Origin of the sequence: Streptomyces sp. NPDC007983, from assembly GCF_042958345.1 — a bacterium.
In the GTDB taxonomy this organism is placed as follows: Bacteria; Actinomycetota; Actinomycetes; order Streptomycetales; family Streptomycetaceae; genus Streptomyces.
The window spans coordinates 34,083-61,071 of the sequence record NZ_JBIBJI010000029.1 but is presented as its reverse complement, the minus strand read 5'-3'; the positions used below and the strand labels follow the sequence as shown (position 1 = coordinate 61,071).

Annotated in this window: 24 protein-coding genes; 13 read left to right on the top strand and 11 right to left on the bottom strand. The window is 73.6% G+C overall.

The features are described 5' to 3' along the window. Window positions 1-4 precede the first annotated feature (4 nt). Complete coding sequence (locus ACFZCY_RS41855) at window positions 5-409, bottom strand: roadblock/LC7 domain-containing protein (protein WP_055553804.1); 405 nt, start codon at window positions 407-409, stop codon at window positions 5-7. A 119-nt stretch (window positions 410-528) separates the two neighbouring features. On the opposite strand from ACFZCY_RS41855, the gene ACFZCY_RS41850 reads away from it, so the two are divergent. Continuing rightward, window positions 529-957, top strand: a complete 429-nt coding sequence (locus ACFZCY_RS41850; RefSeq protein WP_391186155.1) for a TIGR03618 family F420-dependent PPOX class oxidoreductase — start codon at window positions 529-531, stop codon at window positions 955-957. Window positions 958-1,010: 53 nt separating this feature from the next. On the opposite strand, the gene ACFZCY_RS41845 is transcribed toward ACFZCY_RS41850, so the two are convergent. Both ACFZCY_RS41845 and ACFZCY_RS41840 read right to left on the bottom strand, forming a co-directional pair. Next, window positions 1,011-2,201 (bottom strand): alcohol dehydrogenase catalytic domain-containing protein, encoded by a 1,191-nt coding sequence (locus ACFZCY_RS41845; RefSeq protein ID WP_391186153.1) that lies wholly within the window; start codon window positions 2,199-2,201, stop codon window positions 1,011-1,013. A 96-nt stretch (window positions 2,202-2,297) separates the two neighbouring features. Then, complete coding sequence (locus ACFZCY_RS41840) at window positions 2,298-2,732, bottom strand: roadblock/LC7 domain-containing protein (RefSeq protein ID WP_391186150.1); 435 nt, start codon at window positions 2,730-2,732, stop codon at window positions 2,298-2,300. A 227-nt stretch (window positions 2,733-2,959) separates the two neighbouring features. Here ACFZCY_RS41840 and ACFZCY_RS41835 point away from each other — a divergent pair, with 227 nt between their 5' ends. From ACFZCY_RS41835 to ACFZCY_RS41825, 3 genes are all read left to right on the top strand, one after another. Continuing rightward, window positions 2,960-3,586 (top strand): methyltransferase domain-containing protein, encoded by a 627-nt coding sequence (locus ACFZCY_RS41835; protein ID WP_391186147.1) that lies wholly within the window; start codon window positions 2,960-2,962, stop codon window positions 3,584-3,586. A 91-nt stretch (window positions 3,587-3,677) separates the two neighbouring features. Then, window positions 3,678-4,214 (top strand): helix-turn-helix transcriptional regulator, encoded by a 537-nt coding sequence (locus ACFZCY_RS41830; RefSeq protein WP_391186144.1) that lies wholly within the window; start codon window positions 3,678-3,680, stop codon window positions 4,212-4,214. An 83-nt stretch (window positions 4,215-4,297) separates the two neighbouring features. Continuing rightward, the gene (locus ACFZCY_RS41825; RefSeq protein WP_391186141.1) at window positions 4,298-5,092 is read left to right on the top strand and encodes a hypothetical protein; all 795 of its coding nucleotides are present in this window, start codon (window positions 4,298-4,300) and stop codon (window positions 5,090-5,092) included. Window positions 5,093-5,405: 313 nt separating this feature from the next. On the opposite strand, the gene ACFZCY_RS41820 is transcribed toward ACFZCY_RS41825, so the two are convergent. Then, entirely contained in the window at window positions 5,406-5,588 is a 183-nt protein-coding gene (locus ACFZCY_RS41820; RefSeq protein ID WP_055553795.1) for a hypothetical protein, read from the bottom strand. A gap of 143 nt (window positions 5,589-5,731) precedes the next feature. Between ACFZCY_RS41820 and ACFZCY_RS41815 the strand changes: the two genes are divergently transcribed. From ACFZCY_RS41815 to ACFZCY_RS41805, 3 genes are all read left to right on the top strand, one after another. After that, complete coding sequence (locus ACFZCY_RS41815; protein WP_391186134.1) at window positions 5,732-8,665, top strand: SNF2-related protein; 2,934 nt, start codon at window positions 5,732-5,734, stop codon at window positions 8,663-8,665. Then, window positions 8,662-9,975: an SWF or SNF family helicase gene (locus tag ACFZCY_RS41810; protein ID WP_391186131.1), complete on the top strand. Its 1,314-nt coding sequence runs from the start codon at window positions 8,662-8,664 to the stop codon at window positions 9,973-9,975. Before ACFZCY_RS41815 ends, ACFZCY_RS41810 begins: the two co-directional genes overlap by 4 nt. Window positions 9,976-10,108: 133 nt before the next feature. Next, window positions 10,109-11,206: a pectinesterase family protein gene (locus tag ACFZCY_RS41805; protein WP_391186129.1), complete on the top strand. Its 1,098-nt coding sequence runs from the start codon at window positions 10,109-10,111 to the stop codon at window positions 11,204-11,206. Window positions 11,207-11,335: 129 nt separating this feature from the next. Here ACFZCY_RS41805 and xylA read toward each other — a convergent pair whose 3' ends face one another. Next, on the bottom strand, window positions 11,336-12,508 hold the full coding sequence (gene xylA, locus ACFZCY_RS41800; RefSeq protein WP_391186127.1) for a xylose isomerase: 1,173 nt from the start codon (window positions 12,506-12,508) through the stop codon (window positions 11,336-11,338). A gap of 125 nt (window positions 12,509-12,633) precedes the next feature. Here xylA and xylB point away from each other — a divergent pair, with 125 nt between their 5' ends. Next, window positions 12,634-14,091: a xylulokinase gene (gene xylB / locus ACFZCY_RS41795; protein WP_391186125.1), complete on the top strand. Its 1,458-nt coding sequence runs from the start codon at window positions 12,634-12,636 to the stop codon at window positions 14,089-14,091. 63 nt (window positions 14,092-14,154) lie between these two features. Beyond that, the gene (locus ACFZCY_RS41790; protein ID WP_391186123.1) at window positions 14,155-15,402 is read left to right on the top strand and encodes an ROK family protein; all 1,248 of its coding nucleotides are present in this window, start codon (window positions 14,155-14,157) and stop codon (window positions 15,400-15,402) included. On the opposite strand, the gene ACFZCY_RS41785 is transcribed toward ACFZCY_RS41790, so the two are convergent. Together ACFZCY_RS41785 and ACFZCY_RS41780 are read right to left on the bottom strand one after the other, a co-directional pair. Further along, on the bottom strand, window positions 15,383-15,883 hold the full coding sequence (locus ACFZCY_RS41785; protein ID WP_391186121.1) for a GNAT family N-acetyltransferase: 501 nt from the start codon (window positions 15,881-15,883) through the stop codon (window positions 15,383-15,385). The genes ACFZCY_RS41790 and ACFZCY_RS41785 overlap by 20 nt on opposite strands. A 76-nt stretch (window positions 15,884-15,959) precedes the next feature. After that, a complete protein-coding gene (locus tag ACFZCY_RS41780) occupies window positions 15,960-16,820 on the bottom strand; it encodes a phosphatidylinositol-specific phospholipase C/glycerophosphodiester phosphodiesterase family protein (protein ID WP_391186119.1) in 861 nt (286 codons plus the stop codon). Window positions 16,821-17,277: 457 nt separating this feature from the next. Here ACFZCY_RS41780 and ACFZCY_RS41775 point away from each other — a divergent pair, with 457 nt between their 5' ends. Both ACFZCY_RS41775 and ACFZCY_RS41770 read left to right on the top strand, forming a co-directional pair. Beyond that, a complete protein-coding gene (locus ACFZCY_RS41775; RefSeq protein ID WP_391186117.1) occupies window positions 17,278-18,690 on the top strand; it encodes a family 2B encapsulin nanocompartment shell protein in 1,413 nt (470 codons plus the stop codon). A gap of 82 nt (window positions 18,691-18,772) precedes the next feature. Continuing rightward, complete coding sequence (locus ACFZCY_RS41770) at window positions 18,773-20,161, top strand: family 2B encapsulin nanocompartment shell protein (protein WP_391186114.1); 1,389 nt, start codon at window positions 18,773-18,775, stop codon at window positions 20,159-20,161. A 31-nt stretch (window positions 20,162-20,192) separates the two neighbouring features. Here the strand turns inward: ACFZCY_RS41770 and ACFZCY_RS41765 are convergent, their stop codons facing one another. From ACFZCY_RS41765 to ACFZCY_RS41750, 4 genes are all read right to left on the bottom strand, one after another. Next, a complete protein-coding gene (locus ACFZCY_RS41765; protein ID WP_009720740.1) occupies window positions 20,193-20,387 on the bottom strand; it encodes a hypothetical protein in 195 nt (64 codons plus the stop codon). 182 nt (window positions 20,388-20,569) lie between these two features. Then, the gene (locus ACFZCY_RS41760; protein ID WP_391186110.1) at window positions 20,570-21,706 is read right to left on the bottom strand and encodes an acyl-CoA dehydrogenase family protein; all 1,137 of its coding nucleotides are present in this window, start codon (window positions 21,704-21,706) and stop codon (window positions 20,570-20,572) included. Beyond that, window positions 21,703-22,914, bottom strand: coding sequence for an acyl-CoA dehydrogenase family protein (locus tag ACFZCY_RS41755; RefSeq protein WP_391186108.1), 1,212 nt, complete (start codon window positions 22,912-22,914; stop codon window positions 21,703-21,705). Before ACFZCY_RS41755 ends, ACFZCY_RS41760 begins: the two co-directional genes overlap by 4 nt. Then, entirely contained in the window at window positions 22,911-23,915 is a 1,005-nt protein-coding gene (locus ACFZCY_RS41750) for a zinc-binding dehydrogenase (RefSeq protein ID WP_391186105.1), read from the bottom strand. Before ACFZCY_RS41750 ends, ACFZCY_RS41755 begins: the two co-directional genes overlap by 4 nt. 411 nt (window positions 23,916-24,326) lie before the next feature. Here ACFZCY_RS41750 and egtA point away from each other — a divergent pair, with 411 nt between their 5' ends. Beyond that, window positions 24,327-25,592 (top strand): ergothioneine biosynthesis glutamate--cysteine ligase EgtA, encoded by a 1,266-nt coding sequence (gene egtA / locus ACFZCY_RS41745; protein ID WP_391186103.1) that lies wholly within the window; start codon window positions 24,327-24,329, stop codon window positions 25,590-25,592. Further along, window positions 25,589-26,923 carry an ergothioneine biosynthesis protein EgtB gene (gene egtB, locus ACFZCY_RS41740; protein ID WP_391186100.1) on the top strand — a complete coding sequence of 445 codons (1,335 nt, stop codon included), beginning with the start codon at window positions 25,589-25,591 and terminating at the stop codon, window positions 26,921-26,923. Before egtA ends, egtB begins: the two co-directional genes overlap by 4 nt. The last annotated feature ends 66 nt before the right edge of the window (window positions 26,924-26,989 follow it).

Sequence of the window (26,989 nt, the reverse complement as noted above, 5' to 3'; positions counted from 1 at the left end):
GGCGTCAGCTCGGGGCGCCGCTCTCCTGCCGGGCCTCGACTCCCAGGTGCTCCCCCACCCTGTTCACCAGCAGCGTCATCTCGTAGGCGACCTGCCCGACATCGGCGTCCGGGCCGCTGAGGACGCACAGGCAACTGCCGTCGCCCGCGGCCATCACGAAGAGGACACCCTCCTCGAATTCGACCATGGTCTGCCGTACCCGGCCCGTCCGGAAGTGGTTGCCGGACCCCTTGGCGAGGCTGTGCAGTCCGGAGGCGACCGCTGCCAGGTGCTCGGCGTCCTGGCGTTCGAGCGTCGCGCTCGCCCCCGTCACCAGGCCGTCGTTCGACAGCACCAGTACGTGCCGCACCTGCGCGATCCGCTGGGTCAGGTCGTCCAGTAACCAGTCGAGGCCCTTGCTGAGTGCCATTGGCGTTCCTCCCCGATTCCCCTTCAGCTGCGTGCCAGCCTTTCTCACTGCCGCCGTCTGGGCAACCCGCCCTGCCCGTCCCTCCGGCCGTTCCACGCTGATTGACGCAAGATGGGGACATGGCACAGAACATGTCGAGGGATCAGTGGCAGAAGTTCCTCTCCGAGGGCACCCGCACCGGCAAACTCGCGACCGTACGGGCCGACGGAAGCCCGCATCTCGCGCCCATCTGGTTCCTGCTCGACGGGGACGACCTGGTCTTCAACACCGGGCAGGACACGGTCAAAGGGCGCAACCTGGCCCGCGATCCCCGGGTCAGTCTCTGCGTGGACGACGAGCGGCCCCCGTTCTCCTTCGTCACAGTGCGGGGCCGGGCCGAAGCCAGCGACGACCTGGGAGAGGTACGGGAGTGGGCCACCCGGATCGCCGCCCGCTATGTGGGCGATGACCTCGCCGAACAGTTCGGGGCCCGCAACGGTGTCCCCGGCGAGCTGCTGGTACGGGTCCACATCGACAAGGTCATCGCCCTCGCCGATATCGCCGACTAGCCGCAGCGCGGACCGAGCGGACCGAGCGGGCTGATTCGGCCGAAATCAATCGCTCACGGTCGCATCACGACCTTTACCGCACCGTCCTGCTTCTGCTGGAACATCTCATAGGCATGGGGTGCGTCCGCCAGCGGCAGGCGGTGGGTGGCGAAACCGTCGACGCCGAGCGGGTCCTCGTCCGTCAGCAGCGGCAGGATGTCATCGGCCCAGCGGCGGACGTTCGCCTGCCCCATCCGTAGCTGGATCTGCTTGTCGAACATGATCATCAGCGGCAGCGGGTCGGTCATCCCGCCGTAGATGCCGCTGAGGGACACCGTGCCGCCGCGCCGCACCAGCGCGATGGCCAGCCGGAGCGCCGCCAGCCGGTCGACACCGGCCCTGGCCGTGAGCTTCGCGCCCCAGTCCCGCGGCAGTATCCCGGCGGCCCGCTGTGCGGTCCGCCCGACCGGGCTGCCGTGGGCCTCCGTACCCACCGCGTCGATGACCGAGTCCGGGCCGCGGCCCCCGCCCGCCGAGAGCACGGCCTCGACCAGGTCGTCCTGGCCGTCGAAGTCGTTCAGGTCGAACGTCTCGACGCCGTCGGCGCGGGACCGCCGCAGCCGCTCGGGCACCAGGTCCACGCCGATCACCCGCCCGGCTCCCCGGTGCCTTGCGACCCGGCAGGCCATGGCCCCGATGGGACCGAGACCCAGCACGCACACCGTGCCCTCCTTCGGGACGGCCGCGTACTCGACAGCCTGCCAGGCCGTGGGCAGGACGTCGGAGAGGTAGACGAAGCGGTCGTCCGGCGGCCCCTCGGGCACCTTGATCGGACCGTAGTGGGCCTGCGGCACCCTCAGATACTCCGCCTGGGCGCCCGGCACCGCTCCGTACAGCTTGCTGTAGCCGAAGATCTCCGCTCCCATGCCGTACTCGATCACCTGCGTGGTCTCGCACTGGGTGGGCAGGCCGGAGCCGCACATCCAGCAGGATCCACAGGCGATCTGGAACGGGACGACCACCCGGTCGCCGGGCCGGAGGCCGGTCACCTCCGGACCGGTCTCCTCGACGATCCCCATCGGCTCATGGCCGATGATGTCGCCGGGAGTCATGAAGGGCGTGAGCACCTCGTACAGATGGAGATCGGACCCGCACAGTCCGGTGGTGGTGATCCGTACGATCGCGTCCGTCGGTTCCTTGAGGATGGGGTCGGGCACCGTCTCCACGCGCACATCGCGTTTGCCCTGCCAGGTCACCGCTCGCATCGCCGTGTCCTTTCGCCTGGCCGTCGGCCGTCTCGGCACGATGCCCCGGGTACCCGGCGGGGAACGGCCGAAGCGGCGGAACCCCGCATTCCGAGGTCAGCCGAGGGCGCGCAGATACGCGCCGACCCGCTCCACGAGCCGGGCCGTCTCGCCGGCGGCCGCGGCCGAATCGGCTCCCGCGGCACTCAGCACGACCAGGCAGGCGCCGTCCCCCACCGCCGCGACAAACAGGGTGCCGCTCTCCATCTCGACCATCGTCCCGCGCACCCGGGCGGGCCGCCCACGGCGCCCCGCGCTCCTGGCCAGGCCGTGGAAACCGGAGGCGACCTCGGCCAGATGTGCCGCGTCCCGGCGGGAGAGCCCGCGGGAGGCGCTCAGGGTGGTCCCGTCCTGGGAGAGCAGCACGGCATGGCGGACACCGGCGGCGCGGGCTGCCCCGTCGTCCAGGATCCGGTCGAGCAGGCCCGCGTCGAGCGGACCCCGGCCGAGACCGGCCGAGGAGCGGGCGGCGGCTGCGCGGCGCTTGATCATGACGGTCTCCCTCGGTCGGCGCGCGCCGCGAGCGAGCGGCGCGCTCGGGGTCCCCCCATGGGCCAGGGACGGTAGCCCGCAAGGGGGCGCATTGGGGGGCGCATTACGAACCTGTTGGAATTTGACAGAGACAGATTCCTGAATGATTGCTCGATGCCCGAACCTGTTCTTAGACCGATCTGTTCTCCGCCGATCTGTGCTCAGGACGGCGACCCAAGGAGCCCCTCATGCGCCATGACCGCGCCCATGGAAACCACCGAGACAGCGCGGCCGACGTGAGGGAATTCTTCACGCCCCGGGCGGCCGACTGGGACAGCCGCTTCCCCGACGACGACCCGGCCTATGCCGCCGCCGTCGCCGACCTCGGTCTGCGCGCCGGGGACGCGGTGCTCGACGCGGGCTGCGGTACGGGCCGCGCCCTGCCCGCGCTGCGCGCCGCGGTCGGCCCCCGCGGGACCGTGCTGGGCTTCGACCTCACGCCCGCCATGCTGGCGGCGGCCGTACGCGCCGGGCGGGACCGGGACGGGGTGCTCGCCCTCGCCGATGTCGCCGGGCTGCCGCTGCGCGACGGCTGTCTCGACGCCGTCTTCGCCGCCGGACTGATCTCGCATTTCGCCGACCCCGAAACCGGGCTGCGCGAGCTGGCCCGGGTGGTACGCCCCAACGGGTCGATCGCGCTGTTCCACCCGGTGGGGCGCGCCGCGCTCGCCGCCCGCCACGGCCGGCAGCTCACCCCCGACGATCTGCGGGCCGAGCCCAACCTGCGGCCCCTGCTGGCCCGTTGCGGCTGGCGGCTGGACGCGTACACGGACGAGGACACGCGCTATCTGGCCCTCGCGGTCCGTCAGGGCTGACGAGCGGCCGCACACCGGCCGAGGACCGGCCGCGAATCGTCATGGACACACCACGCCTTCGAGGTGCACAGCGGTACGCCACAATGCGGGCATGCTCGAACTCGCCATCCTCGGCTTCCTCCATGACGCGCCGCTGCACGGCTACGAGCTGCGCAACCGCATCACCGCGCTGACCGGGCACGTCAAGCCGGTGGCAGAGAGCACCCTCTACCCGGCGATCAAGCGGCTGGAGAACGCGGGACTGCTGGCCAGGGAGACCCGGCCGGGCACGGGCGCCGCTCCCCGGCACGTCCTGACCCTGACGGCCGAGGGCCACGCCGAGCTGCGGCACCGTCTCGCGGATCCGGCCGAGGGCGACATCACGGACGAGAATCGCTGGTTCACCCTGCTGTCGTTCCTGCGGCATCTGGACGACCCGGCGCGGCAGTCGGCCGTGCTCGAACGCCGGCTGGCCCATCTGCGCCGTCCCTCCCGCCTCTTCTACGAGGGTGACCGCCCGCTGCGGGCCGAGGAGGTGGAGGATCCCTTCCGGCGGGGCGTCCTCACCATCGCCCGCGCCGCGGGACAGGCCGAACTGTCATGGCTGCGGCGCACCCTGGACGCGCTGCGAGCCGGGGACGGGAGCTGACGCCGACCGCGGCACGAAGTCTCGACGCCGCACCTACCGGCTGGTTAGGGTGCGCCGGACGAAGAACCCAAGAGGAGGCTGCCGTGTCCGCCACGGAGGAGTCGGGCGAGGACGCGCTGTATGTGCTGACCGCCGTGCTGCTGACGCCCGCACAGTTCCCGAGCGTGCTCGGCGACGACTATCCCGAGGCGTGCGCCGCGCTCGGGCTGGAGCCGTACGAGCCGGGCTACGGCCTGGTGCTGGGGCAGGACGGCCAGGGCGCCCGCTGGACGGTGGTCACCGACGATGTGTCGCTCGTGGCGTGCGCCATCGCGACCTGGGACTGCGGCATGGAGTACGAGCTGTCGCTCGACGACCGGACCGTGGTCGCCTCCCTGCCCGGCTGGCCGCTCGCGGTGGCGGTGGCCGCTCCGGGAGTGCCCGCGCCGCACGACCCCGCGCCCGACGCGCAGCCCGGGGGCGCGGCCCGGGCGCCGCTCGCACCGCCGGACTCCGGGCAGTGGGGCCCGCCGCAGCGGCGGCTCGGCGCGGACGAGATCGCGCTCCAGTGGGCGATCTGGCGCGAGCAGGTGGACGGCGAGGTGACGTTCGTGGCGCCGGGCGAGAAGCCGCACGGGGGCGTGCGGCGCGTCCTGGAGGAGGCGCGCGGCTATCTGGACAAGCCTCCGCCGCTGGGCCGGATCCGGTCCGCGTTCGCCGCGGGTGACGCGCGGACGCTGCGGGCCGACGGGCCGGGCTGGAGCATGGTGGCGCGGACCGACGACATCGCGTTCGTGCTGCTGGACGAGGCGCCGGGCGAGGTGCTGCCGGTCGGCCGCGGTCCGGAGCTGCCGGGGCTGCTGACGGCACTGGACGAGCTGGCCGTACGACCGCACTGAGCGCGGGAACCGGCGCGGGGCAGCCCGCGGACGCCCCCGGACAGCCCGCGGGGGCCTCCCGACAGCTCGCAAGGCCCGGCAGACGGCCCGCCCGGGCGCGGGCGGGCGTCTGTACCGGCCGGGGCGGGGAGCCGGGACGATCCGCGATCGGTATTGCGCGGTCACTCCCAGGCGCGCGTCGCCCCCGCTCCCGAACCCGGCCGGCGGCCCTATGGCCCGCCCGGGCGCCGGGGCCCAGGGGTGGTTTGTCGAGGTGCCGTGCCAGGCGTCGGGAGCCCGGCATGATCGACGAGACACCCCCTGGCGGCCGGGGTCAGCGCCCCAGCTGCTTGCGGGAGACCCCGCGCAGCCTGCGCCGCTGCGACGGGTCCAGCAGCAGATAGGCGGCCACCGGCACGCCGACCATCACGAGCAGCGCGGCCCAGAAGGGCAGCAGCCACAGCAGGATCACACCGGCCACCACACCTCCGGCGGCGACCTTCGCGCGCGTGGACATCGCACCCGCCTCCTTAACCCGGCCCATAGCCGTATTCACTCCTCACAACGGACACCGGCGGCCGCCGGTTCCACATCCGCCCCGACGTCCTGTACCCTCGGCCGCCCACTGCAGTAGTCAAATTTGAGGAATGCGTCAGAGCCGTGACCCCACCCTCCGCGACCACCCCCTCCGAGATCGCCGAACTCTGCCGCTCCACCGCCGTCTTCCTGCCCGCCGACCCCTCGCGCGCCGGGCGCGTCGCCTTCTGGCGGCCGGACGGACCGCCGCCCGGCGGGCCTTCCGGCTCCGCAGAGGAACTGACCGTCGTCGTCCCGGACGGCTCCACAGGGATCCGCACCCGCGCCGTACGAGCGCGGGTACTGCCCCTGTCCGACGCGCTGCCTGTCCTCACCCGGGCCCGGGCGCGGGCCGCCGCGCGGCCGGGCGGAGAGCCGTCGGACCGGGCAGGTGCCGACCCCGCGACGGCCTTCTGGGGTGCCGCCGCCGTCCTCGCCCTGCAACTCGCCGCCCGCGGCCGCCTGCTGCCCGGGCTCACCGCCACCGACCACGACGCCTGGCGCGCCGGCCCGCTCGACGGCGACGACCTGCAGCGGGTGCGGGAGCTGGCCGCCACCATGCCGCCCGCCGCCCACGCGGTGCCGCTGCCCGGCACCGACCCCCTGCTGCTGCCCGACCCCGAACGGCATCTGCGCGCCTTCCTCGACGCGGTCGCGGACGGGCTGCCGCGCTCCCCCGCCGCGTCCAAGGCCGCGGGCGGCCCCGCCTTCGCCGCCACCGCCCCACGGCGGCTGCCGGAACAGCGCGCCTGGGCGGCCGATGTCGCCGCCGGGCACGACGCGGGCGTACGGCTGTCGCTCCGTATCGAACTGCTCCACGGAGCCGGCGACAGCGGCCCCGGCTTCCGCGCCGTCCTCCAACTGCACAGCCTCACCGACCCCTCCCTGGTCGCGGACGCCGCCGAGGTATGGGCGGGCACCACGCCCGCCGGGGCGGCGCTCGGCCCCCGGGCCCGGATGGACGCCCTGCTCACCCTGCGGCGCGCGGCCTGCGCCTGGGCGCCGCTCACCCCGCTGCTGTCCGCCGCCGTGCCCGAGGCGGTCGACCTGGCCGATGAGGAGGTCACCGAGCTGCTGGGCCCGGCGACCGGGGCGCTGGACGCCGCCGGGGTGAAGGTGCACTGGCCCAAGGAGCTGGTGCGCGGGCTCACCGCGCGCGCCGTCGTCGGCCCGGACGACTCCGATGAGGCGGATGAAGCGGACGATCCCGAGAGGGCCCAGGGGCCCCGGATGCCCTCGTTCCTCTCCGCCGACGCGCTGCTCCGCTTCAGCTGGCGGTTCGCTGTCGGAGACCAGGAACTGACCAGGGAGGAGCTGGACCGGCTCGCCGAGGCCGGTCGCCCGGTGGTGCGGCTGCGCGACCAGTGGGTGGTCCTGGACCCCGAGTCGGCGCGGCGCGCCCGCGACCGTCAGGACCGCAAGCTCGCCCCCCTCGACGCCCTCGGCGCCGTCCTCACCGGTCGTGCGGAGGCCGACGGCGCCGAGGTCGAGGTGCGGGCCACCGGCTGGCTGGCCGCGCTGCGCGACCGCCTCGCCCGGCCCGGGGAGTCCGGGCCCGGGGAGGACGACGGCGCGCTGCCCGTCGCCCAGCCCGCGGCCCTCGCCGCCACGCTGCGCGACTACCAGCTCCGGGGCCTGGACTGGCTGGTCCGGATGACCTCGCTCGGTCTCGGCGGCTGTCTCGCCGACGACATGGGGCTCGGCAAGACCATCACCCTGATCGCGCTGCATCTGCACCGGCAGGACGTGCCGGAGGCCGCCGGGCCCACCCTGGTGGTCTGCCCCACCTCGCTGATGGGCAACTGGCGGCGCGAGATCGAACGGTTCGCGCCGGGTACGCCGGTGCGCCGCTACCACGGCACGGCGCGCAGCCTGGACGGCCTCGCCGACGGGGAGTTCGTCCTGACCACGTACGGCACGATGCGGCTCGACGCGCACCGGCTGGCCGAGGCGGGCCCCTGGGGCATGGTCGTCGCCGACGAGGCGCAGCACGTCAAGAACCCGTTCTCGGCGACGGCCAAGCGCCTGCGCACCATCGGCGCCAAGGCGCGCGTCGCGCTCTCCGGCACCCCCATCGAGAACAACCTCTCCGAGCTGTGGGCGATCCTCGACTGGACCACGCCCGGGGTGCTGGGCACCCATGACGCGTTCCGCAGGCGCTACGCCCAGGCGGTGGAGAGCGGAAGCGACCCGGCCGCCGCGGCCCGGCTGGCGAAGCTGGTCCGTCCCTTTCTGCTGCGGCGCCGCAAGTCCGACCCGGGCATCGCGCCCGAACTTCCCCCCAAGACCGAGACGGACCGGGCGGTGGCGCTCACCAAGGAGCAGGCCGGGCTGTACGAGGCGGTGGTGCGGGAGATCCTCGCGGAGATCTCGGACAGCAGCGGGTTCGAGCGGCGCGGACTCATCGTCAAGCTGCTGACCGGGCTGAAGCAGATCTGCAACCACCCGGCGCAGTACCTGAAGGAGGACCGGCCCGTGGTGCCCGGCCGGTCCGGGAAGCTGGAACTGCTCGACGAGCTGCTGGACACCATCCTCGCGGAGGGCGCGAGCGTCCTGGTCTTCACCCAGTACGTGCGGATGGCCCGGATCCTCGAGAGCCACCTGGCCGCGCGCGGAGTACCGGCCCAGCTGCTGCACGGGGGTACGCCGGTGGCGCGCCGCGAGGAGATGGTGCGGCGCTTCCAGGACGGCGGGACGCCGGTGTTCCTGCTGTCACTGAAGGCGGCGGGCACCGGGCTGAACCTCACCCGGGCGGGCCATGTCGTGCACTACGACCGCTGGTGGAACCCGGCCGTCGAGGCGCAGGCCACCGACCGCGCGTACCGCATCGGCCAGACCCAGCCGGTGCAGGTCCACCGCCTCATCACGGAGGGCACCGTGGAGGACCGGATCGCCGCGATGCTGGAGCGCAAACGGGAGCTGGCCGACGCGGTGCTGGGCTCCGGCGAGGCCGCGCTGACCGAACTGACCGACGCCGAGCTCACGGAGCTGGTGGAGCTGAGGGGGACCGAGCGATGAGCCGTACGACCGATGAGCACGGGTACGCCGAGGACGCGCCCGGCGCCCGCCCCGAGCGCACCCTCGCCGCCCTGCCGCCCGCCCACGGCCGCGGCTTCGCCCGCACCTGGTGGGGCCGTGCCTGGCTGAAGGCCCTGGAGGACACCGCGCTGGACAACGCGCAGCTGAAGCGCGGCCGCAAGCACGCACGCGAGGGCGCGGTCGGCGCGGTGTGCGTACGGCCCGGGCGGATCACCGCGGTGGTACGGGACCGGGACCGCACCCCGTACCGCTCCGATGTGCTGCTGCAGGAGCTGGACGACGGTGAGTGGGACCGGCTGCTGGGGGTGGTCGCCGAGCGCTCGGGGCACATCGCCGCGCTGCTCGACCGCGACATGCCGCCGCAGCTCGTCGAGGACGCGGCCGCCGTGGGCGTCGATCTGCTGCCGGGGATAGGCGACCTGGAGCCGGAGTGCGCATGCGAGGCGTGGGACCACTGCCCGCACACCGCCGCGCTCTGCTACCAAGTCGCCCGGCTGCTGGACGAGGACCCGTATCTGCTGCTGCTCATGCGCGGCCGCGGGGAGCGGGAGCTGCTGGACGAGCTCCAGGTGCGCAGCGTGGCGCACGCCGCCCGGCACGCCCCGCAGGCAGGGGAAGAGGCGCCCGCCGCGGCTCCTGAGGGCGTACCGGCTCGGGCGGCGTTCGCCGCTCCCGGCCGGACCGCACTGCCCGCTCCCCCACCGGCCGTCGCCGCGCCCGGCCGTCCCCCGGCGCTCGCCGGTGGTACGGACCCGGCGCCCGGACTGGACGTGGCCGCGCTGGAGTTCCTCGCGGCGGACGCCGCCGTACGCGCCCAGCGGCTGCTCGCCGAGGTGCTGGCCCCCGGCCATGCCGAGTCCGCCGTCCCGGCCGCGCTGACGGAGTGGCAGGACACGGTGCGGCTGGCCGCCGCCGGTCCGCCGGCCGCGATCGCCGCCCGGCTCGCGGCGGGCTGCGAGCGCGATCGCCTGGATCTGGCCCGTGCCGTACGGGCCTGGGAGCACGGCGGGACGGCCGCGCTCACGGTGCTGGAGGAGGAGTGGACGCCGGACGCCGAGGCCCTGGCGCGCGCCCGTGCCCAGCTCGCCGCCGCCTGGGAGGAAGGCGAGCGGGCGCCCCGGCTGCGCGCGGCGGGCAACCGCTGGACGGCGGTGGGTACCGATGCCCAGGTGCGCTACGGGCGTGACGGGCGCTGGTGGCCGTACCGCAAGGACCGGGGGCGCTGGTGGCCCGCCGGTCCGCCGTCCCAGGATCCGGAGGCCGCCCTGGCGATGCTCGCCGTGGACTGACGCGGCACCAGGCCGGGGCGTCGGTGCCCCCGGCGCGGACGCGGCGGCGGGGCGGCAACCTTTCGCGGGGGCGTGGCAACCGTAGGGCGTCAGAACACCCCCCGCACACGCCTCCACGGGACGGAGATCCCCCATGCTCCCATCGCGTCCGCGCTCCCGGCGCCGCCGCCCCGGTCCGCTCATCGGCCCCCTGGCCCTCGCCACCGGCGCCACGCTGATCGCCGCTCCGGCCACCGGATGGTTCGGCGACGGCGGCCGGGCCCACGCGGCCGAATCCGCCGCGGCGGCGACCCTCGTCGTCGCCAAGGACGGCAGCGGTCAGTACACGACCGTCCAGGCAGCGGTCAACGCGGTCCCGGCGAACAACTCCTCCGCGGTCACCATCTCCGTCAAGCCCGGCACCTACCGGGAGACCGTGAAGATCCCCTCCAACAAGCCGCACATCCGGCTGGTGGGCAGCACCGGCAACAAGGGTGACGTGACCATCGTCTACAACAACGCCTCCGGCACCCCGAAGCCCGGCGGCGGGGCCTACGGCACCAGCGGCAGCGCGACCGTCGCCGTCGAGGCGGACGACTTCCAGGCGCGCCATCTGCAGTTCGTGAACGACTTCAACGAGGCCAACACCAGCATCACCGACAAGCAGGCGGTCGCGCTGCGCACCGCGGCGGACAAGATCGTGCTGGACGGCATCGGCGCGGTCGGCGACCAGGACACCCTGCTGCTCGACTCCGCGAGCAAGGCCACGACCGGCCGGGTGTACGTCAACAACAGCGTGATCCAGGGCAATGTCGACTTCGTCTTCGGCCGCGCCTCCGCCGTTGTCAACAAGTCGACGATCCGGCTCGTCAAGCGCTACGACGGCAGCTCCGGCGGCTATGTGGCGGCGCCCTCGACGGCGGCCGGGAAGAAGGGCTTCCTGTTCATCAACAGCACCATCAGCGGGGACGTCAGCAGCCGGTCGTTCTATCTCGGCCGCCCCTGGCACGCGGGCGGGGACGCGAGCCTCGATCCGCAGGCTGTCGTCCGCAACACGAGCCTGTCCGCCGCGGTCAAGACCACGCCGTGGACGGACATGAGCGGCTTCTCCTGGAAGGACGACCGCTTCGCGGAGTACAAGAACACGGGCGCCGGTTCCGGTTCGGCGAGCGGTGACCGGCCGCAGCTGACCGACGCGCAGGCCGCCGACTACGAGATCGCGGACTGGCTCGCCGGCTGGCAGCCGTCCTGATCCGGCGGGTCCGGCCGGTCCATCGGGCCCGGCCGGTCCGTGAAGTCCGGCCGGACCGTCGCGCTGAGCCGGTCCGGTGAACTTCGGCCGCCGGTCCCGTCGGGGGGCGGGACCGGCGGCCGATCGCGGTCAGCCGCGCGCGGCCAGCAGATGGTCCATGGCGAGCTGGTCCAGGCGCTCGAAGGCCATGCCCCGCTCGGCGGCGGCCTCGACGTCGAACTCCTCGAAGGCGGTGCGGTCGGCGAGGAGCGCGGCCGGGGTCTCGCCCTCGTCCAGGGTGGTCCGGGCCAGCTCGTCCAGGCGCGAGGCGCGCAGCGCCTCCTGGACCTCCGGGTCGGCGCGGAAAGCGGCCGCCCGGTCCTTGAGGATCAGGTAGTTGCGCATGCAGCCGGCGGCCGAAGCCCACACGCCCGCGATGTCCTCGGTGCGCGGCGGCTTGAAGTCGAAGTGGCGCGGCCCCTCGTAACCGGCCGTCTCCAGCAGGTCGACGAGCCAGAAGGCGGCCCGCAGATCGCCCGCCCCGAACCGCAGGTCCTGGTCGTACTTGATGCCGGACTGACCGTTGAGGTCGATGTGGAAGAGCTTGCCCGCCCACAGCGCCTGGGCGATGCCGTGCGGGAAGTTCAGCCCGGCCATCTGCTCGTGGCCGACCTCGGGGTTCACCCCGTACAGCTCGGGCCGCTCCAGCCGTTCGATGAAGGCGAGGGCGTGGCCGACGGTGGGCAGCAGGATGTCGCCGCGCGGCTCGTTGGGCTTGGGCTCGATGGCGAAGCGCAGGTCGTAGCCCTGCTCGGTGACATACGCGCCGAGCAGGTCGAAGGCCTCCTTCATCCGGTCGAGGGCGGCGCGCACGTCCTTGGCGCCGCCGGACTCGGCGCCCTCGCGGCCGCCCCAGGCCACATAGGTCCTCGCGCCCAGCTCGACCGCGAGGTCGATGTTGCGCAGGGTCTTGCGGAGGGCGTAGCGGCGGACGTCGCGGTCGTTGGCGGTGAAGGCGCCGTCCTTGAAGACCGGATGGGTGAACAGGTTGGTGGTCGCCATGGGCACGGTCATGCCGGTGGCGTCCAGGGCCTGCCGGAAGCGCTTGATGTGCGACTCGCGCTCGGTCTCGGAGGCGCCGAAGGGGATGAGGTCGTCGTCGTGGAAGGTGACGCCGTACGCGCCGAGTTCGGCGAGCCGGGTGACGGACTCGACGGGGTCGAGCGCCGGGCGGGTGGCGTCCCCGAACGGGTCCCGGCCCTGCCAGCCGACCGTCCACAGGCCGAAGGTGAACCGGTCCTCGGGGGTGGGGCTATAGCTCATCGCAACTCCCTCGCCTATTTCGTCAGGGCGCTTTACAAATTAGTATGCGCGAGCATTCCGGGGAAGCCCCGCTCAGGCCGGATAAGGCTCGTCGCAGCACACAGGGACGCAAGGGAGAGCGCGAGATGGCAGCAGCAGCCGTACCCGTGCCGGAAGGACCGCTGGTCGTCGGCGTGGACAGCTCCACGCAGTCGACCAAGGCGCTGGTCGTCGACGCCGCGACCGGCCGGGTCGTCGCACGCGGCCAGGGTCCGCACACCGTCGGCGGAGGAGCCGGCGGCGAGGGCAAGGAGAGCGATCCCGAGCAGTGGTGGGAGGCGCTGGCGGAGGCGCTGCGCCAGTGCGGTCCGTACGCCCGGCAGGCCGCCGCGGTCTCCATCGGAGGCCAGCAGCACGGACTGGTGACGCTGGACTCCGCCGGCCGTCCGGTGCGCCCCGCGCTGCTGTGGAACGACGTGCGCTCGGCGCCGCAGCGCGACCGGCTGGTCGAGGAGCTGGGCGGCCCCAAGGCGTGGGCGGAGCGGATCGGCAGCGTGCCCGCGACGTCGTTCACCGTCACCAAATGGGCCTGGCTCATGGAGAACGAGCCGGAGGCGGCCCGCGCCACCGCCGCCGTCCGGCTCCCCCACGACTACCTCACCGAACGGCTCACCGGATACGGCACGACCGACCGTGGCGACGCCTCGGGCACCGGCTGGTGGGCGTCCGGCACCGAGGCGTACGACGAGGAGATCCTCGGCCGGGTCGGACTCTCCCCCGCCCTGCTGCCGCGCGTCCTGCGCCACGGCGAGGCGGCGGGGACCGTACGGGACCTGCCGGACCTGCCGCTGCCCACGGGCGCCCTGGTGGCCACCGGAACCGGCGACAACATGGCCGCGGCCCTCGGGCTCGGGCTGCGCCCGGGGCAGCCCGTGCTCAGCCTCGGCACCTCCGGCACCGTGTACGCGGTCTCCGAACACCGGCCCGCCGACCCCACGGGGGTGGTCGCCGGGTTCGCCGACACCCGTGAGGCCTGGCTGCCGCTGGCCTGCACCCTGAACTGCACGCTCGCCGTCGACAAGGTCGCCGCGCTGCTGGGCCGGGACCGGGAGGCGGTGGAGCCGGGCGGGTCGGCCGTGCTGCTGCCGTTCCTGGACGGTGAGCGCACCCCGAACCTGCCCCATGCCTCCGGGCTGTTGCACGGGCTGCGCCACGACACCGGGCCGGGCCAGCTCCTCCAGGCCGCCTACGACGGCGCCGTCTTCGCCCTGCTGACCGCGCTCGACCAGGTGCTGGACGCGGACGCGGCCCCCGACACGCCGCTGCTGCTCATCGGCGGCGGCGCCAAGGGCACGGCCTGGCGGGAGACGGTGCGGCGGCTGAGCGGCCGCCCCGTCCAGGTGCCGCGGGCGCAGGAACTGGTCGCCCTCGGCGCCGCCGCCCAGGCCGCGGGGCTGGCGCTGGGCGAGGACCCGGCGGCGGTGGCGCGCCGCTGGGCGACCGCGGAGGGGCCGTCGTACGAGGCGGTGGAGCGCGACGAGGAGGCGCGGGAGCGCATCTCGCGGGTGCTGTCCGACGCGGACGGGCTGCTGCGCCGGGCCTGAAACCCACCGGGCCCCTGCGAGACGGACTGCCCTACCAGACGGACTGTGCGAGAGGAGACGACGGTGGCAGCGCCACTGCCCAATACCCAGCAGGCGATGCGCCGCCGCAACCTCTCCCTCGTGCTGCACGCGGTGGCCGCGCACGGGCCGCTCTCCCGCGCGTCCGTCGCGACCCGGGTGGGGCTGACCCGGGCCGCGGTCTCCACGCTGGTGGACGAGCTGATCCGGGACGGGCTGCTGGTCGAGCTGGGCCCGTCCCGGCCCGGCACGGTCGGCCGTCCTGGCAGTGCGCTGCAGCTCAACGAGCGCGGTCCGGCCGGGATCGGCGCGGAGATAGGCGTGGACCACCTGGCCGTCTGCGCGGTGGACCTGGGCGGCCGGGTGCGGGCCCGTACGGAGGTGGCGTCGGCGAACCGGGACCGCGCCGTGGGCCCGGCGCTCGCCCGGCTCGCCGAGCTGGTCCGGCTGGTGGCGGCGGAGGCGTCGCGCGAGGGGCTGCGGCCGGCCGGGCTCGCGGTGGCGGTGCCCGGCCTGGTGACGCGCGAGTCGTCGCTGGTGGTACGAGCGCCCAACCTCGGCTGGGAGGGCGTGGACATCGGCCCCGCCCTGCGCGCCGCGCTGCCCGGTCTGCCGCTGACGGTCGACAACGAGGCCAACCTCGGGGCGCTCGCCGAGCTGTGGCGAGGCGGCCATGACCCGGCGCCGCGCGACTTCGTCCATGTCTCGGCCGAGATCGGCATCGGCGCCGCGGTCGTGCTCGACGGGCGGCTGCTGCGCGGCACGCACGGCTTCGCGGGCGAGCTGGGCCATGTGCCGGTGCGGCCCGAAGGGCCCGCGTGCGCGTGCGGCGGGCGCGGCTGTCTGGAGCAGTACGCGGGCGAGGAGGCGGTGTTGCGGGCGAGCGGCCTGTCCCCCGAACAGGCCGCCGCCCAGCACCGCGGGCCCGGCGGCCGGATCGCCCTGCTGGCCGAGCGGGCGGCGGGCGGCGACCGCCGGGTGCGGCGCGCGCTGCGCGGCGCGGGCGCGGCACTCGGCATCGCGCTGGCCGGGGCCGTGAACCTCCTCGACCCGCGCACGGTGGTGCTCGGGGGCGCGCTGACCCCGCTCGCGCCCTGGCTGCTGCCCGCCCTGGAGCGGGAGTTGGCGCTGCGGGTCGCGGACCCGGCGCGCTCCGGTCAGGGCGCGGTGACGGTCTCGCGGCTGGGTTCCGACGGTCCGCTGCTGGGCGCGGCGCACTCCGTGGTGCAGGCCGTCCTCGACGATCCGGCCGGGCTCAGGGAGGCGGCCGCGGTCACAGGAAGCGGTGCATGATGTGCAGGCCGACGTAGCCCTCCGCCGGATGGTGGAACGCCTTGGGGACGGTGCCCACCACCTCGAATCCGAGTGAGCGCCACAGCGCGACCGCCCGGGTGTTGGCCTCCACCACGGCGTTGAACTGCATCGCCTGGTAGCCCTCGGCGCGCGCCCACTCCAGGACGTGCTCGCCGAGGGCGCGGCCGACACCGCGCCCGGCGCTCTCGGGCGCCACCATGAAACTGGCGCCCGCCACGTGCGCGCCGGGCCCCATCTGGTTGGGGTTCACCTTGGCCGAGCCGAGCACCGCGCCGTCGGCGTCGGTGGCGACGACGGTCCGGCCCGGGGGCGTCAGCATCCAGATCTCGCGGGCCCGTTCCTCGTCCAGGTCGCGCGGATAGGTGTAGGTCTCGCCCGCGGCGACGATGCGGTGCAGGAAGGGCCAGATCGCGGGCCAGTCCTCGGGGGTGGCGGTCCTGATGAGCATGACGGCCAGCATGGCGGAGCGGGCCGGCGTTTCGCGAACCGATTTCCGCGCGTCCGCCGGGCCCGTCCGCCGGGATCCCCGTGCCGCGTCAGTGAGCGCCGCGCAGGAAGTCCTCCAGACCCGCCAGGTCATCGGTGTTGAGGTAGTCGACGTGCGCGGAAAGCAGCTCGCGCCAGACGGCGTCGCGCGCCGGGCCCGCCAGGTCGGGGGTTGCCCAGAAGCGCACCTTCTGCCGGGCCGCGCGGGCGGCGACGGTGATCTGGTACAGCTTCTCCCGCTCCTCCTTCGGCATCGGGCCGACGCCCTGCCAGGTGAAGGTCTTCGTCCAGTCGGCGCTGACGAGCGGGATGAAGGAGGCGGGCACGCCGGTGCCCATGTCCTCCAGCCGCCCGTCGTAGAAGGCGTGGCGCACCTTCTCGGCCTCCATGGGGGCGCGTGCTCCGCGGTCGCCCGATATGACGGCGGTCACCGCGCCGCGCCGCACCCGGCCGCCGACGCCCCCGTAGGCGGTGCTGAGCATCCGGCTGTAGCGGCGCAGCCGCTTGGTGAGTTCGAGGTAGGTGGCCTCGCCGGGGGTCTTGATGTCGATCAGCAGTTGCAGCGAGAGGTCGTAGCCGCGGTAGACCCGGCCGGCGTTGGCCGTGACGCGCTGGAACAGCGGGTCGAGGTAGAGGGATTCCAGCGTGCGGGTGGGGTCGAGTTCGGTCGCGTCGTGGGCGATCAGCAACTGACCGTCCACCAGCCAGATGTCGGCCTCGACACTGCCGAAGCCGTGGGACAGGGCGTCGGTGAGCGGGTGCGGGTGCTCGTAGTCGTTGTGCGCGTGGGCTCTGGCCAGCGGCGGCTTGGGCCTGGGGCCAGTTGAGTCCGCGAACGCCGGGGCGGCGGTGCCGCCCGCGAGTGCGGCTCCGAGGGTGACGACAAATGCGCGGCGTGTACGGCGGACCATGGGGCCTCCCGGTCTCGTTCCGGCGTGGTGCCGGATGTGCGCGTTCGGACGCCAGTGAGTATCGGGGGGCGGCGGGCCCCGTGGGCAGGGGCGTGCGAAGAGTTCCGCAGGTGGTCCCCGGCCATTTCCACGGCGTTCCCGCGATCCGGGCGGCGGGTGGCGACGTCCGGTGGCGGCGGGATCGGACTTCGGCGCACACCGGCGCCCGCGCGCCGCATTTCGGCTCAAGCGCCGTCATCGCGCCGGGCGTCGCATACCGGACCCGGGCATCTGGCTCGACCCGTTGACCGAACGGCCGCCCCGAATGGGATCGGAGTATTCACCCGCCGCTAATTCCGCAAACCCCCGATGACGCACTCTTTTGAGTGAATGCACCGCCCAAAGTCCGCTGCTAGCTTGGCAGTTGCTCGAGCGGCATATCTCTTCAAGTCCGTACAGGGATGGGTGAGCATTCACGATGACGACGTCCGTTGAATCAGGTTCCGGTATCGGCAATCCGCAGCCGCCCACCAGTCTGGGTACGGAGGCGGCACGGAATCTGGCGACGACGACAAAGTCCGTGCCGCAGATGCAGGGCATCACCTCGCGGTGGCTGCTGCGCATGCTGCCGTGGGTGCAGGTGCCGGGTGGCTCGTACCGGGTGAACCGCCGGGCGTCGCACACGCTCGGCGACGGGCGGGTGGAGTTCACCACCACCGGATCGTCGGTGCGCGTCATCCCCGTCGAGCTGCGCGAGCTGCCGCTGTTGCGCGCCTTCGAGGACACCGCGGTGCTGGAGGCGCTGGCCGACCGCTTCACCCAGCGCGAGTTCGCCCCCGGAGAGCTTTTGGTGGAGGCCGGTCACCCGGCCGACGAGCTGGTCCTGCTCGCCCATGGCAAGGTCGACAAGCTGGCCGAGGGGGCGTTCGACAAGCCCTCGGTGGTCGGCTCGGCCGCCGGCGGTGACCACTTCGGCGAGCGGGAGCTGGCCGCCGCCGAGCCCGGCACCTGGGGCATCACGGTCAAGGCGATCACCTCCTGTACGGCGCTGACCCTGTCCCGGCAGGAGTTCGAGGAGCAGCTGGACCGGTCCCGGGAGCTGCGGGCGCATGTGGAGGCGGTGCGCTCGGCGCCGGTGGCCGCGCAGAACGAGCACGGTGAGGCGGCCATCGAGCTGACCTCGGGGCACGTGGGCGAACCGGCCCTGCCGGGAACGTTCGCGGAGTACGAGCTGTCGCCGCGGGAATACGAGCTGAGCGTCGCCCAGACGGTCCTGCGCGTCCACACCCGCGTCGCCGACCTCTACAACGAGCCGATGAACCAGGTCGAGCAGCAGCTCCGGCTGACCATCGAGGCCCTGCGCGAGCGTCAGGAGCACGAGCTCGTCAACAACCCCGAGATCGGCCTGCTGCACAACGCCGACCTCTCCCAGCGCATCCACACCCGCGGCGGCCCGCCCACCCCCGACGACCTCGACGCGCTGCTGGCCACCGTCTGGAAGGACCCGGGGCTGATCCTGGCCCATCCGCGGGCCATCGCCGCCATCGGCCGGGAGCTGAACAGCCGGGGCATCGTGCCGCAGCACGCGGAGGTGAACGGGCACGCGGTGCCGGCCTGGCGCGGGGTGCCCATCTTCCCGTGCAACAAGATCCCGGTGACCGGCAGCGGGGTCACCTCGATCCTGGCGCTGCGCACCGGCGAGGAGAACCAGGGCGTCATCGGCCTCCACCGCACCGGAATTCCGGAGGAATACCAGCCGAGCCTTTCCGTCCGGTTCATGGGAATCAACGACCAGGCCATCATCTCCTACCTCGTCAGCGCCTACTATTCCGCGGCCGTCCTGGTCCCGGACGCGCTCGGAATCCTGGAGAACGTGGAAATCGGACTCTGACGGCCCGGCGGCCACGCCACCGGCCGCCCGAATGGCCTTCCCATAACGCCCCCACATCTACCGAAATGGGTGATGAACACAGATGACCACCTCCGTGGAGTCCGGTGAGCAGCCGCAGAGTCTGGGAACGGCCGCCGCCCGGAATCTGGCGACCACGACCAAGTCCGTGCCGCAGATGCAGGCCGTCTCCTCCCGGTGGCTGCTGCGCGTGCTGCCGTGGGTCCAGGTGTCGGCCGGTACGTACCGGGTGAACCGGCGGCTCAGCTACACGGTCGGGGACGGGCGGATCGAGTTCATCAGCACCGGATCCGAGGTGCGGGTGATTCCGCCCGAGCTGGGTGAGCTGCCGACGCTGCGCGGCTTCGGCGACACCGCGGTGCTGGAGGCGCTGGCGGACGGCTGCGTGCAGCGGGAGTACGCGCCCGGCGATGTGCTGGTCGAGGCGGGGCGCCCGGCCGACCAGGTGTTCCTCATCGCCCATGGCAAGGTCCGGCAGATCGCGCCCGGGGCGTACGACGAGGGCACGGCGCTGGGGCTGCTGGCCGATGGGGAGTTCTTCGGCGACTCGGTGCTGACCGGGCCGGAGGGCACCTGGGAGTTCACCGCGCGGGCCGTCACCCGGACCACGGTGCTCACCCTCCCCCGCCGGGTCTTCCAGGAGGCCGCCGACCGGTCCGAGGCGCTGCGCGGCCACCTCCGGGAGGCGTCCGAGCGGAGCGCGCCCGCGCAGAACCGGAAGGGTGAGGCCGATATCGCGGTCGCCTCCGGCCACACCGGGGAGCCGACGCTGCCGGGGACGTTCGCGGAGTACGAGCTGAAGCCGCGGGAGTACGAGCTGAGCGTCGCTCAGACCATTCTGCGCGTCCACACCCGCGTCGCCGACCTCTACAACGAGCCGATGAACCAGGTCGAGGAGCAGCTCCGGCTGACCATCCAGGCGCTGCGCGAGCGTCAGGAGCACGAGCTCGTCAACAACAAGGAGTTCGGTCTGCTGCACAACGCGGCCCTCTCCCAGCGCATCCACACCCGCAGCGGCCCGCCCACGCCGGACGATCTGGACGAGCTGCTGGCCCGCCGCCGCAAGACGCAGTATCTGCTGGCGCATCCGCGCACCATCGCCGCCTTCGGCCGCGAGTGCAGCAGCCGGGGGCTGTATCCGCAGGGCGCCGAGGTGGCGGGGGTCGCGGTGCGCGCCTGGCGCGGGGTGCCGCTGCTGCCCTGCAACAAGATCCCGGTGAGCGAGTCCGGCACCAGTTCGATCCTCGCGATGCGCACCGGGGAGGAGAGCCAGGGCGTCATCGGCCTGCATCAGACGGGCATCCCGGACGAGTACGAGCCCAGTCTCAACGTGCGGTTCATGGGCATCAACGACCAGGCCGTGACGTCGTATCTGGTGAGCGCCTACTACTCGGCGGCGGTTCTCGTGCCCGATGCCCTGGGGGTGCTGGAGGACGTCGAGATCGGCCGCTGAGCGGTGGCCGTACCGCGTTCGCGGGCGCCGGTCAGGGGCGGACGCTGCTGACCACGTCCGCGGTCGCGGACAGGCCCTCGGAGATGGTCGGGGCGATGCTGCTGCTCGCCAGGTAGAAGCCCAGGGTGACGCAGACCAGGGCATGCGAGACGCGCAACCCGCCGCTGCGCAGGAAGACCACCGCCAGGATGAGCAGGAGCAGGACCACGGAGATCGAAATGGCCATGGGGAGCCTCCTGGGCCGCTTCAGGGGATCGGGATCCGGCCGTCAGTGTGGCCCAGAATCGTCCTGAATCCGCTCAAAGCGGGTACTCCACACGAGTGCCGATTTCCCGTTCGACCTCCGGATGCCCCGGTGCCCGGTGAATCCGGCCCCCTCGGGGGGTGGATTCACCGGGCACCGACCGGTCAGCCGGTGGGGGCCGGGAGGTCCACCAGGGCGGCGAGCGCCTGACGGTGGCGGCCGGGGGTGCCGAGCAGGGTCTCGGCGCTCTTGGCCCGCTTGAGGTAGAGGTGCGCCGGGTGCTCCCAGGTCATGCCGATGCCACCGTGCAGCTGCACGCACTCCTGCGCCGCGTGCACGGCCACCTGCCCGCAGTACGCCTGCGCGACGGCCACCGCGACCGGGATGTCCGGGCTGTCGGCAGCCAGCGCGTCGGCGGCGTGCCGGGCGGCGGCGCGGGCCGAGACCAGCTCCAGCCAGAGCGCCGCCATCCGGTGCTTGAGCGCCTGGAACGACCCGATGGGGCGGCCGAACTGATGGCGCTCCTTGGTGTGGCGGACGGTCTCGGTCAGACACCACTCGGCCACGCCCAGCTGCTCGGAGGCGAGCAGTCCGGCGCCGGTCAGCAGCGCCCGTACGACGGCGGCCCGCGCGCGGTCGGGCCCGGCCAGCCGGCGCGCGGGGGCGCCGGTGAGGGTCACGGCGGCGATGGGCCGGGTGAGGTCGAGCGAGGTCAGGGGTTCCACGGTGGCGCCGGCTTCCGTGGTCTCCACGGCGTACAGGCCGTATCCGTCCGGTCCGTCGGCGGGGACGAGCAGCACATCGGCGCCCGCCGCGCCCGCGACATGTGTGATCCGTCCGCTGAGCGTCCCGTCGTCGTCCACCCGTACGGTCGCGGCCGGGGCGCCGTCGCCGGGCGTGGTGGCCGCCGGAACCGCCAGCGCGCCGACCGTGCGGCCTTCGGCGAGGCCGCCGAGCAGCCGCGCCACGGCGGCCTCGCCGGTGTCGCAGCCCAGCACGGCGCCGACCGCGAGGACGGCGCTGGTGAGGTACGGCACGGGGGCGACGGCCCGGCCCAGCTCCTCCATCACGACCGCCGCCTCGCGCGCGGTGGCGCCCTGGCCGCCGAGCTTGTCGGGCACGAGCAGCCCCGCCGTGCCCATCTCGGTGCCCAGCGAGCGCCACAGCCCGGGGTCGTGCGCCCGGCCGCTCTCGGCCTCGGACAGCACGGCGCCGGGCGGGCAGCGGTCGGCGAGCAGCGACCGCACGGCCGCGCGCAGGTCGTCCTCGGCCTCGGTGTAGAGCAGGTCCGGGGTGCTCATCGGGGCAGTTCCTTCCAGGGGACGTCCTTGTCGGTCCGCGGCTCGGGCGGCAGGCCCAGGACGCGTTCGGCGATGATGTTGAGCAGGACCTCTGAGGTGCCGCCCTCGATGGAGTTGCCCTTGGCGCGCAGATAGCGGTAGCCGGCCTCGCGTCCGGTGAAGTCGACGAGTTCGGGGCGGCGCAGCGTCCAGTCGTCGTAGAGCAGGCCCTCCTCCCCCAGCAGTTCGACCTCCAGGGCGCTGAGCTCCTGGTTGAGCCGGGCGAAGGCGAGCTTCATGGCCGAGCCCTCGGGTCCGGGCTGTCCGACGGCGAGCTGCTGACCCAGCCGCTCGCCCGCGAGCCGGGCGGCCTCGGCGTCCACCCACAGCCGCAGCAGCCGCTGGTGCAGATCGTGGGTGCGCAGTTCGGGGCGGTCGCGCCAGGTCCCGGAGACCAGGCCGATCATGCCGCCCTCGCGGGGGACGCGGCCGCCGCCGATGGCGACGCGCTCGTTCATCAGGGTGGTCTGGGCGACCCGCCAGCCCTCGCCGATCTCGCCGAGGCGGTGACTGTCGGGGATGCGTACGCCGGTCAGGAAGACCTCGTTGAACTCGGCCTCGCCGGTGATCTGGCGCAGCGGCCGGACCTCGACACCGGGGTCGGTCATATCGCAGACGAAGTAGCTGATGCCGCGGTGTTTGGGCAGGTCGGGGTCGGTGCGGGCGATGAGGATGGCCCAGCGGGCGAGGTGCGCGCTGGACGTCCAGACCTTCTGCCCGTCGACCACCCAGTCGTCGCCGTCGCGCACCGCCCGGGTGGCGAGTGCGGCGAGGTCGGAGCCGGCGCCGGGCTCGCTGAACAGCTGGCACCATACCTCCTCGCCGGTCCACAGCGGGCGCAGCAGCCGCTGCCGCTGCTCCTCGGTGCCGAAGCCGAGGATGGTGGGCGCGGCCATGCCGAGGCCGATGCCGATGCGGCGGGGGTCGTTGTCGGGTGCTCCGGCGGCCTCGAGTTCGGCGTCCACGACGGCCTGGAGAGAGCGGGGCGCGTCGAGGCCGCCCAGCCCCACCGGGTAGTGCACCCAGGCGAGTCCGGCGTCGAAGCGGGCGCGCAGGAAGTCCAGGCGGTCGGTGGTGGCGGGCGGGTGGGCGTCGAGGAGCTCGCGGGTGCGGCGCCGCAGTCCGTCGGCCGTGGTGTCCTGTGCGGTGGCGTTCCCGGGAGTGCTCATCGGGCGCCCCCTTCGGGCTGTCCGGGGACGACCACGAGGCGGCCGGTGGTCACGCCGTCGGCGACGCGCTGGACGGCGTCCGCGGCCCCTGCCATCGGCACCCGCTCGCTGACCAGCGGCTTGATGGCGCCCTGGGCGGCGAGCTTGGTCAGCTCGTCGTGGCAGGCGCGGATCGCGGCCGGGTCGTAGGTGTTGTAGAGGCCCCAGTGGAGGCCGAGGATGGCGTAGTTCTTGACCAGGGCGTGGTTGAGGGCGGCCTGCGGGACGACGCCACTGGCGAAGCCGACCACCACGATCCGGCCCTCGAAGGCGATGCATTTGACGGACTGGGCGAAGGCGTCGCCGCCGACCGGGTCGTAGACGACGTCGGCGCCGCGGCCGCCGGTGGCCTCCTTGACCCCGGCCACGATGTCGTCGGCTCGCCGGTCGAGCACCACGTCGCAGCCCAGGTCGCGGGCGACCCGGGCCTTGTCCTCGCCGCCGACGACGCCGATCACCCGCGCCCCGGCCGCCTTGCCGAGCTGGACGGCGGCGCTGCCGACGCCGCCCGCGGCGGCGTGCACCAGCAGCGTGTCACCGGCCCGCAGCCCGGCCCGGCGGTGCAGGCCGAACCAGCCCGTCTGGTAGCCGATGTGCAGGGCCGCGGCCTGGGCGTCGTCCAAGGCGTCGGGGGCGGGCAGCACGGTGGCCGCGTCGACGGTCACGTACTCGGCGAAGCCGCCCGCGGGGAGCGTGGGGGTGGCCAGGACGCGCGCGCCCACCTCGCCCTGCGCCCCCTCGCCGACGGCGGCGATCTCGCCGCACAGCTCGACGCCCGGGGTGAACGGCAGCGGCGGCCGCACCTGGTAGTGGCCACGGCACAGCAGGGCGTCCGGGAAGTTGACGTCGACGGCCCGGACCCGCAGGAGCAGTTCCCCGGGACCGGCCACCGGATCCGGCACGTCGTCGAGGCGCATCACCTCACGCGGCTCGCCATTGTCGTGCACTCGCCATGCCTGCATCCGGTGGCCTCCAGAAGCTTTCGATAGGGGCGCGGTAGGGGGTGTCTTGCCGATCATGCCGGGCTCCCGACGCCTGGCACGGCACCTCGCGGCCCGGCGCTCGTCGCACGCAGCGCCGCTGCGCTCTCCTCACGCGGGTTGCGAGGCACCGCACCAGACGCCGCTCGCTGATCCAGCCTGATCAACAAGACACCCCCTCACGCGTTCGGGGCGCACATACTAACCAGTCGGTAGGGGCAGGGGAACCGGCTCGTACGGAGGCTTCAGCCATCCTGCCTTCCCCGCCCGGCGCCCGGTGAACTCTTGTGCAACTCTGGAGGCACCCTTGAGCCCGGGACCTCGAGAGATAAGAGTGGGCGCCGACATATCGGTTCGTATCGCAGCGATCCGATGGCCGGAACGGGACGGGAGATGACGACTTTGCCCGACAGCAAGGCGATCGACGAGGCCGAGATGGAGGCCAGACTCCACGGCATCTGTTTCAAGACCGGTCCCCCGCGACGCATCGGCGTCGAGCTCGAATGGCTCATGTACGACCCGCACGACCCCGCACGACCCGTCGAGGCGGCCCGGCTGGAAGCCGCGGTCACCGCGCTGCGCGGACTGCGCCTCACATCCGCGCTCACCTTCGAACCCGGCGGTCAGCTGGAGCTCAGCTCCCTCCCGGCCGACTCCCTCACCGCGTGCGTGGAGTCCGCCGCCGCCGATCTGGTCCTCGTCCGCTCGCTCCTCGCCGAGCTGGGCCTCGGCATCGCCGGGCACGGACACGACCCCTGGCGCCCGCCGCGCAGGATCCTCACCACACCCCGTTACGAGTCCATGGAGACCTACTTCAACCGCCGGGGGCCGGCGGGGCGCTCCATGATGTGCAACACCGCCTCCGTACAGGTCTGCGTGGACGCCGGGCACGAGGAGCCCGGTCCGCTGGGTCTCGGGCGGCGCTGGCGGCTGGCCCATCTGCTGGGCGCCGTGCTGACCGCCGCGTTCGCCAACTCTCCGCTGCGCGAGGGCCGCCCGACCGGCTTCCGGTCCACCCGGCAGGCACTGTGGGCGGCGATGGACCCCGGGCGCACGCTGGCCCCGCCCGACGACAGGGATCCGCGCTCCGCATGGGCCGGATATGTGCTGGACGCGCCCGTGATGGCCATCCGGGACGACGGCACGCGCTGGGAGGTGCCGGACGGCCTCACCTTCCGCCAGTGGACCCGTACGGGGCTGCCACGGCCGCCCACCCAGGACGATCTCGACTTCCATGTCTCGACCCTCTTTCCGCCCGTCCGTCCGCGGGGCCACCTCGAACTGCGCATGATCGACGCGCAGAGCGGCGACGACGGGTGGATCGTGCCCCTCGCGGTGACAGTGGCGCTCTTCGACGACCCTCAGGCCGCGGAGACCGTCTACCGCGTGGTGAAGCCGCTCGCCGAGACGGCGGGCACCCGGCCCGCACCCTGCAATCCGCTGTGGATGACGGCGACCCGTGACGCCCTGACCGACCCCGAACTGCGCGCCGCCGCCGTGGCCTGCTTCGCCACGGCGCTGGAGGCGCTGCCCCGGATCGGGGCCTCCCCCGCCGTCGTATCCGCCGTCGCCGGCTTCGCGGACCGGTATGTCGCCCGCGGCCGGTGTCCGGCCGACGATCTGCTCGCCCCCCTTCCCGGGAAGGAGGAACGGTCATGACCGCTTCTGGCCCCGCACTCGACCCCGAGGCGCTGCGACAGCGCGCCGAAACGGTTCTGCGCACCGCGCGCGACCGTACCCACACCCTCACCACCTGCGTGGACGAACACGACCTCACCGCCCAGCACTCCCCCCTGATGTCGCCGCTGGTCTGGGACCTGGCGCACATCGGCAACCAGGAGGAGCAGTGGCTGCTGCGCGCCGTCGGCGGACAGGACGCGCTGCGCCCCGAGATCGACTCGGTGTACGACGCGTTCGAGCATCCGCGCGCGTCGCGCCCCACGCTCCCGCTGCTGGCGCCCGCCGAGGCCCGCGGCTATGTCGCGGACGTACGCGACCGGGTGCTCGACGTCCTGGAGCGGAGCGAGCTGCGCGGCGCCCCGCTGGTCGACGCCGCCTTCGCCTTCGGCATGATCGCGCAGCATGAGCAGCAGCACGACGAGACGATGCTCATCACGCATCAGCTGCGCCGTGGCCCGGCGGCCCTCACCGCCCCGCCGCCGCCCGACACCTCCGGCGACGTCCTGCCGGAAGAGGTGCTGGTCCCGGGCGGCCCGTTCACCATGGGCACCTCGTCCGAGCCCTGGGCCCTGGACAACGAGCGCCCCGCGCACCACCGGCTGGTGCCGCCCTTCTACATCGACACCACCCCGGTGACGAACGGCGCGTACGCGCACTTCATCGCCGACGGCGGCTACACCGAGCGGCGCTGGTGGACCACCGAGGGCTGGGCCCACGTCCAGGAGCACGGCCTGAGCGCCCCGCTGTTCTGGCGCCGCGAGGGCGGCCAGTGGCTGCGCCGGCGCTTCGGGGTGACCGAGCCGGTGCCGCCGGAGGAGCCGGTGGTCCATGTGAGCTGGTACGAGGCGGACGCGTACGCCCGCTGGGCCGGGCGCCGGCTGCCCACCGAGGAGGAGTGGGAGAAGGCCGCCCGCCACGACCCCGACAGCGGCCGGTCCCGGCGCTATCCGTGGGGCGACGCGGACCCGACCCCCGACCACGCCAATCTCGGCCAGCGCCACCTTCAGCCCGCGCGGGCGGGCAGCTATCCGCGGGGCGCCTCGCCGCTGGGCGTACGGCAGCTGATCGGGGACGTGTGGGAGTGGACGTCGAGCGACTTCCTGCCCTACCCGGGGTTCACCGTCTTCCCCTACCCCGAGTACTCACAGGTCTTCTTCGGGCCCGCGTACAAGGTGCTGCGCGGCGGCTCGTTCGCCGTGGACGCGGTCGCCTGCCGCGGCACGTTCCGCAACTGGGACCTGCCGATCCGCCGCCAGATCTTCTCGGGCTTCCGCACCGCCCGCGACGCGTCCCCGGCGGAGGTCTCATGAGCGCGCGCCGGCGCACCGGAACGCGACGGCGGGCGGCGGGTACGCGGGGGCTCACCGGGGGCGCCG

Coding starts and splice junctions, on each gene's coding strand:
- ACFZCY_RS41810 (WP_391186131.1), top strand. CDS start 8,662: ATGAGCCGTACGACCGATGAGCACGGGTACGCCGAGGACGCGCCCGGC.
- xylB (WP_391186125.1), top strand. CDS start 12,634: ATGGCAGCAGCAGCCGTACCCGTGCCGGAAGGACCGCTGGTCGTCGGC.
- ACFZCY_RS41755 (WP_391186108.1), bottom strand. CDS start 22,914: ATGAGCACTCCCGGGAACGCCACCGCACAGGACACCACGGCCGACGGA.
- ACFZCY_RS41760 (WP_391186110.1), bottom strand. CDS start 21,706: ATGAGCACCCCGGACCTGCTCTACACCGAGGCCGAGGACGACCTGCGC.
- egtB (WP_391186100.1), top strand. CDS start 25,589: ATGACCGCTTCTGGCCCCGCACTCGACCCCGAGGCGCTGCGACAGCGC.
- ACFZCY_RS41775 (WP_391186117.1), top strand. CDS start 17,278: ATGACGACGTCCGTTGAATCAGGTTCCGGTATCGGCAATCCGCAGCCG.
- ACFZCY_RS41855 (WP_055553804.1), bottom strand. CDS start 409: ATGGCACTCAGCAAGGGCCTCGACTGGTTACTGGACGACCTGACCCAG.
- ACFZCY_RS41835 (WP_391186147.1), top strand. CDS start 2,960: ATGCGCCATGACCGCGCCCATGGAAACCACCGAGACAGCGCGGCCGAC.
- ACFZCY_RS41845 (WP_391186153.1), bottom strand. CDS start 2,201: ATGCGAGCGGTGACCTGGCAGGGCAAACGCGATGTGCGCGTGGAGACG.
- ACFZCY_RS41750 (WP_391186105.1), bottom strand. CDS start 23,915: ATGCAGGCATGGCGAGTGCACGACAATGGCGAGCCGCGTGAGGTGATG.
- ACFZCY_RS41850 (WP_391186155.1), top strand. CDS start 529: ATGGCACAGAACATGTCGAGGGATCAGTGGCAGAAGTTCCTCTCCGAG.
- ACFZCY_RS41805 (WP_391186129.1), top strand. CDS start 10,109: ATGCTCCCATCGCGTCCGCGCTCCCGGCGCCGCCGCCCCGGTCCGCTC.
- ACFZCY_RS41830 (WP_391186144.1), top strand. CDS start 3,678: ATGCTCGAACTCGCCATCCTCGGCTTCCTCCATGACGCGCCGCTGCAC.
- ACFZCY_RS41780 (WP_391186119.1), bottom strand. CDS start 16,820: ATGGTCCGCCGTACACGCCGCGCATTTGTCGTCACCCTCGGAGCCGCA.
- ACFZCY_RS41820 (WP_055553795.1), bottom strand. CDS start 5,588: ATGTCCACGCGCGCGAAGGTCGCCGCCGGAGGTGTGGTGGCCGGTGTG.
- ACFZCY_RS41840 (WP_391186150.1), bottom strand. CDS start 2,732: ATGATCAAGCGCCGCGCAGCCGCCGCCCGCTCCTCGGCCGGTCTCGGC.
- ACFZCY_RS41785 (WP_391186121.1), bottom strand. CDS start 15,883: ATGCTGGCCGTCATGCTCATCAGGACCGCCACCCCCGAGGACTGGCCC.
- ACFZCY_RS41770 (WP_391186114.1), top strand. CDS start 18,773: ATGACCACCTCCGTGGAGTCCGGTGAGCAGCCGCAGAGTCTGGGAACG.
- egtA (WP_391186103.1), top strand. CDS start 24,327: ATGACGACTTTGCCCGACAGCAAGGCGATCGACGAGGCCGAGATGGAG.
- xylA (WP_391186127.1), bottom strand. CDS start 12,508: ATGAGCTATAGCCCCACCCCCGAGGACCGGTTCACCTTCGGCCTGTGG.
- ACFZCY_RS41765 (WP_009720740.1), bottom strand. CDS start 20,387: ATGGCCATTTCGATCTCCGTGGTCCTGCTCCTGCTCATCCTGGCGGTG.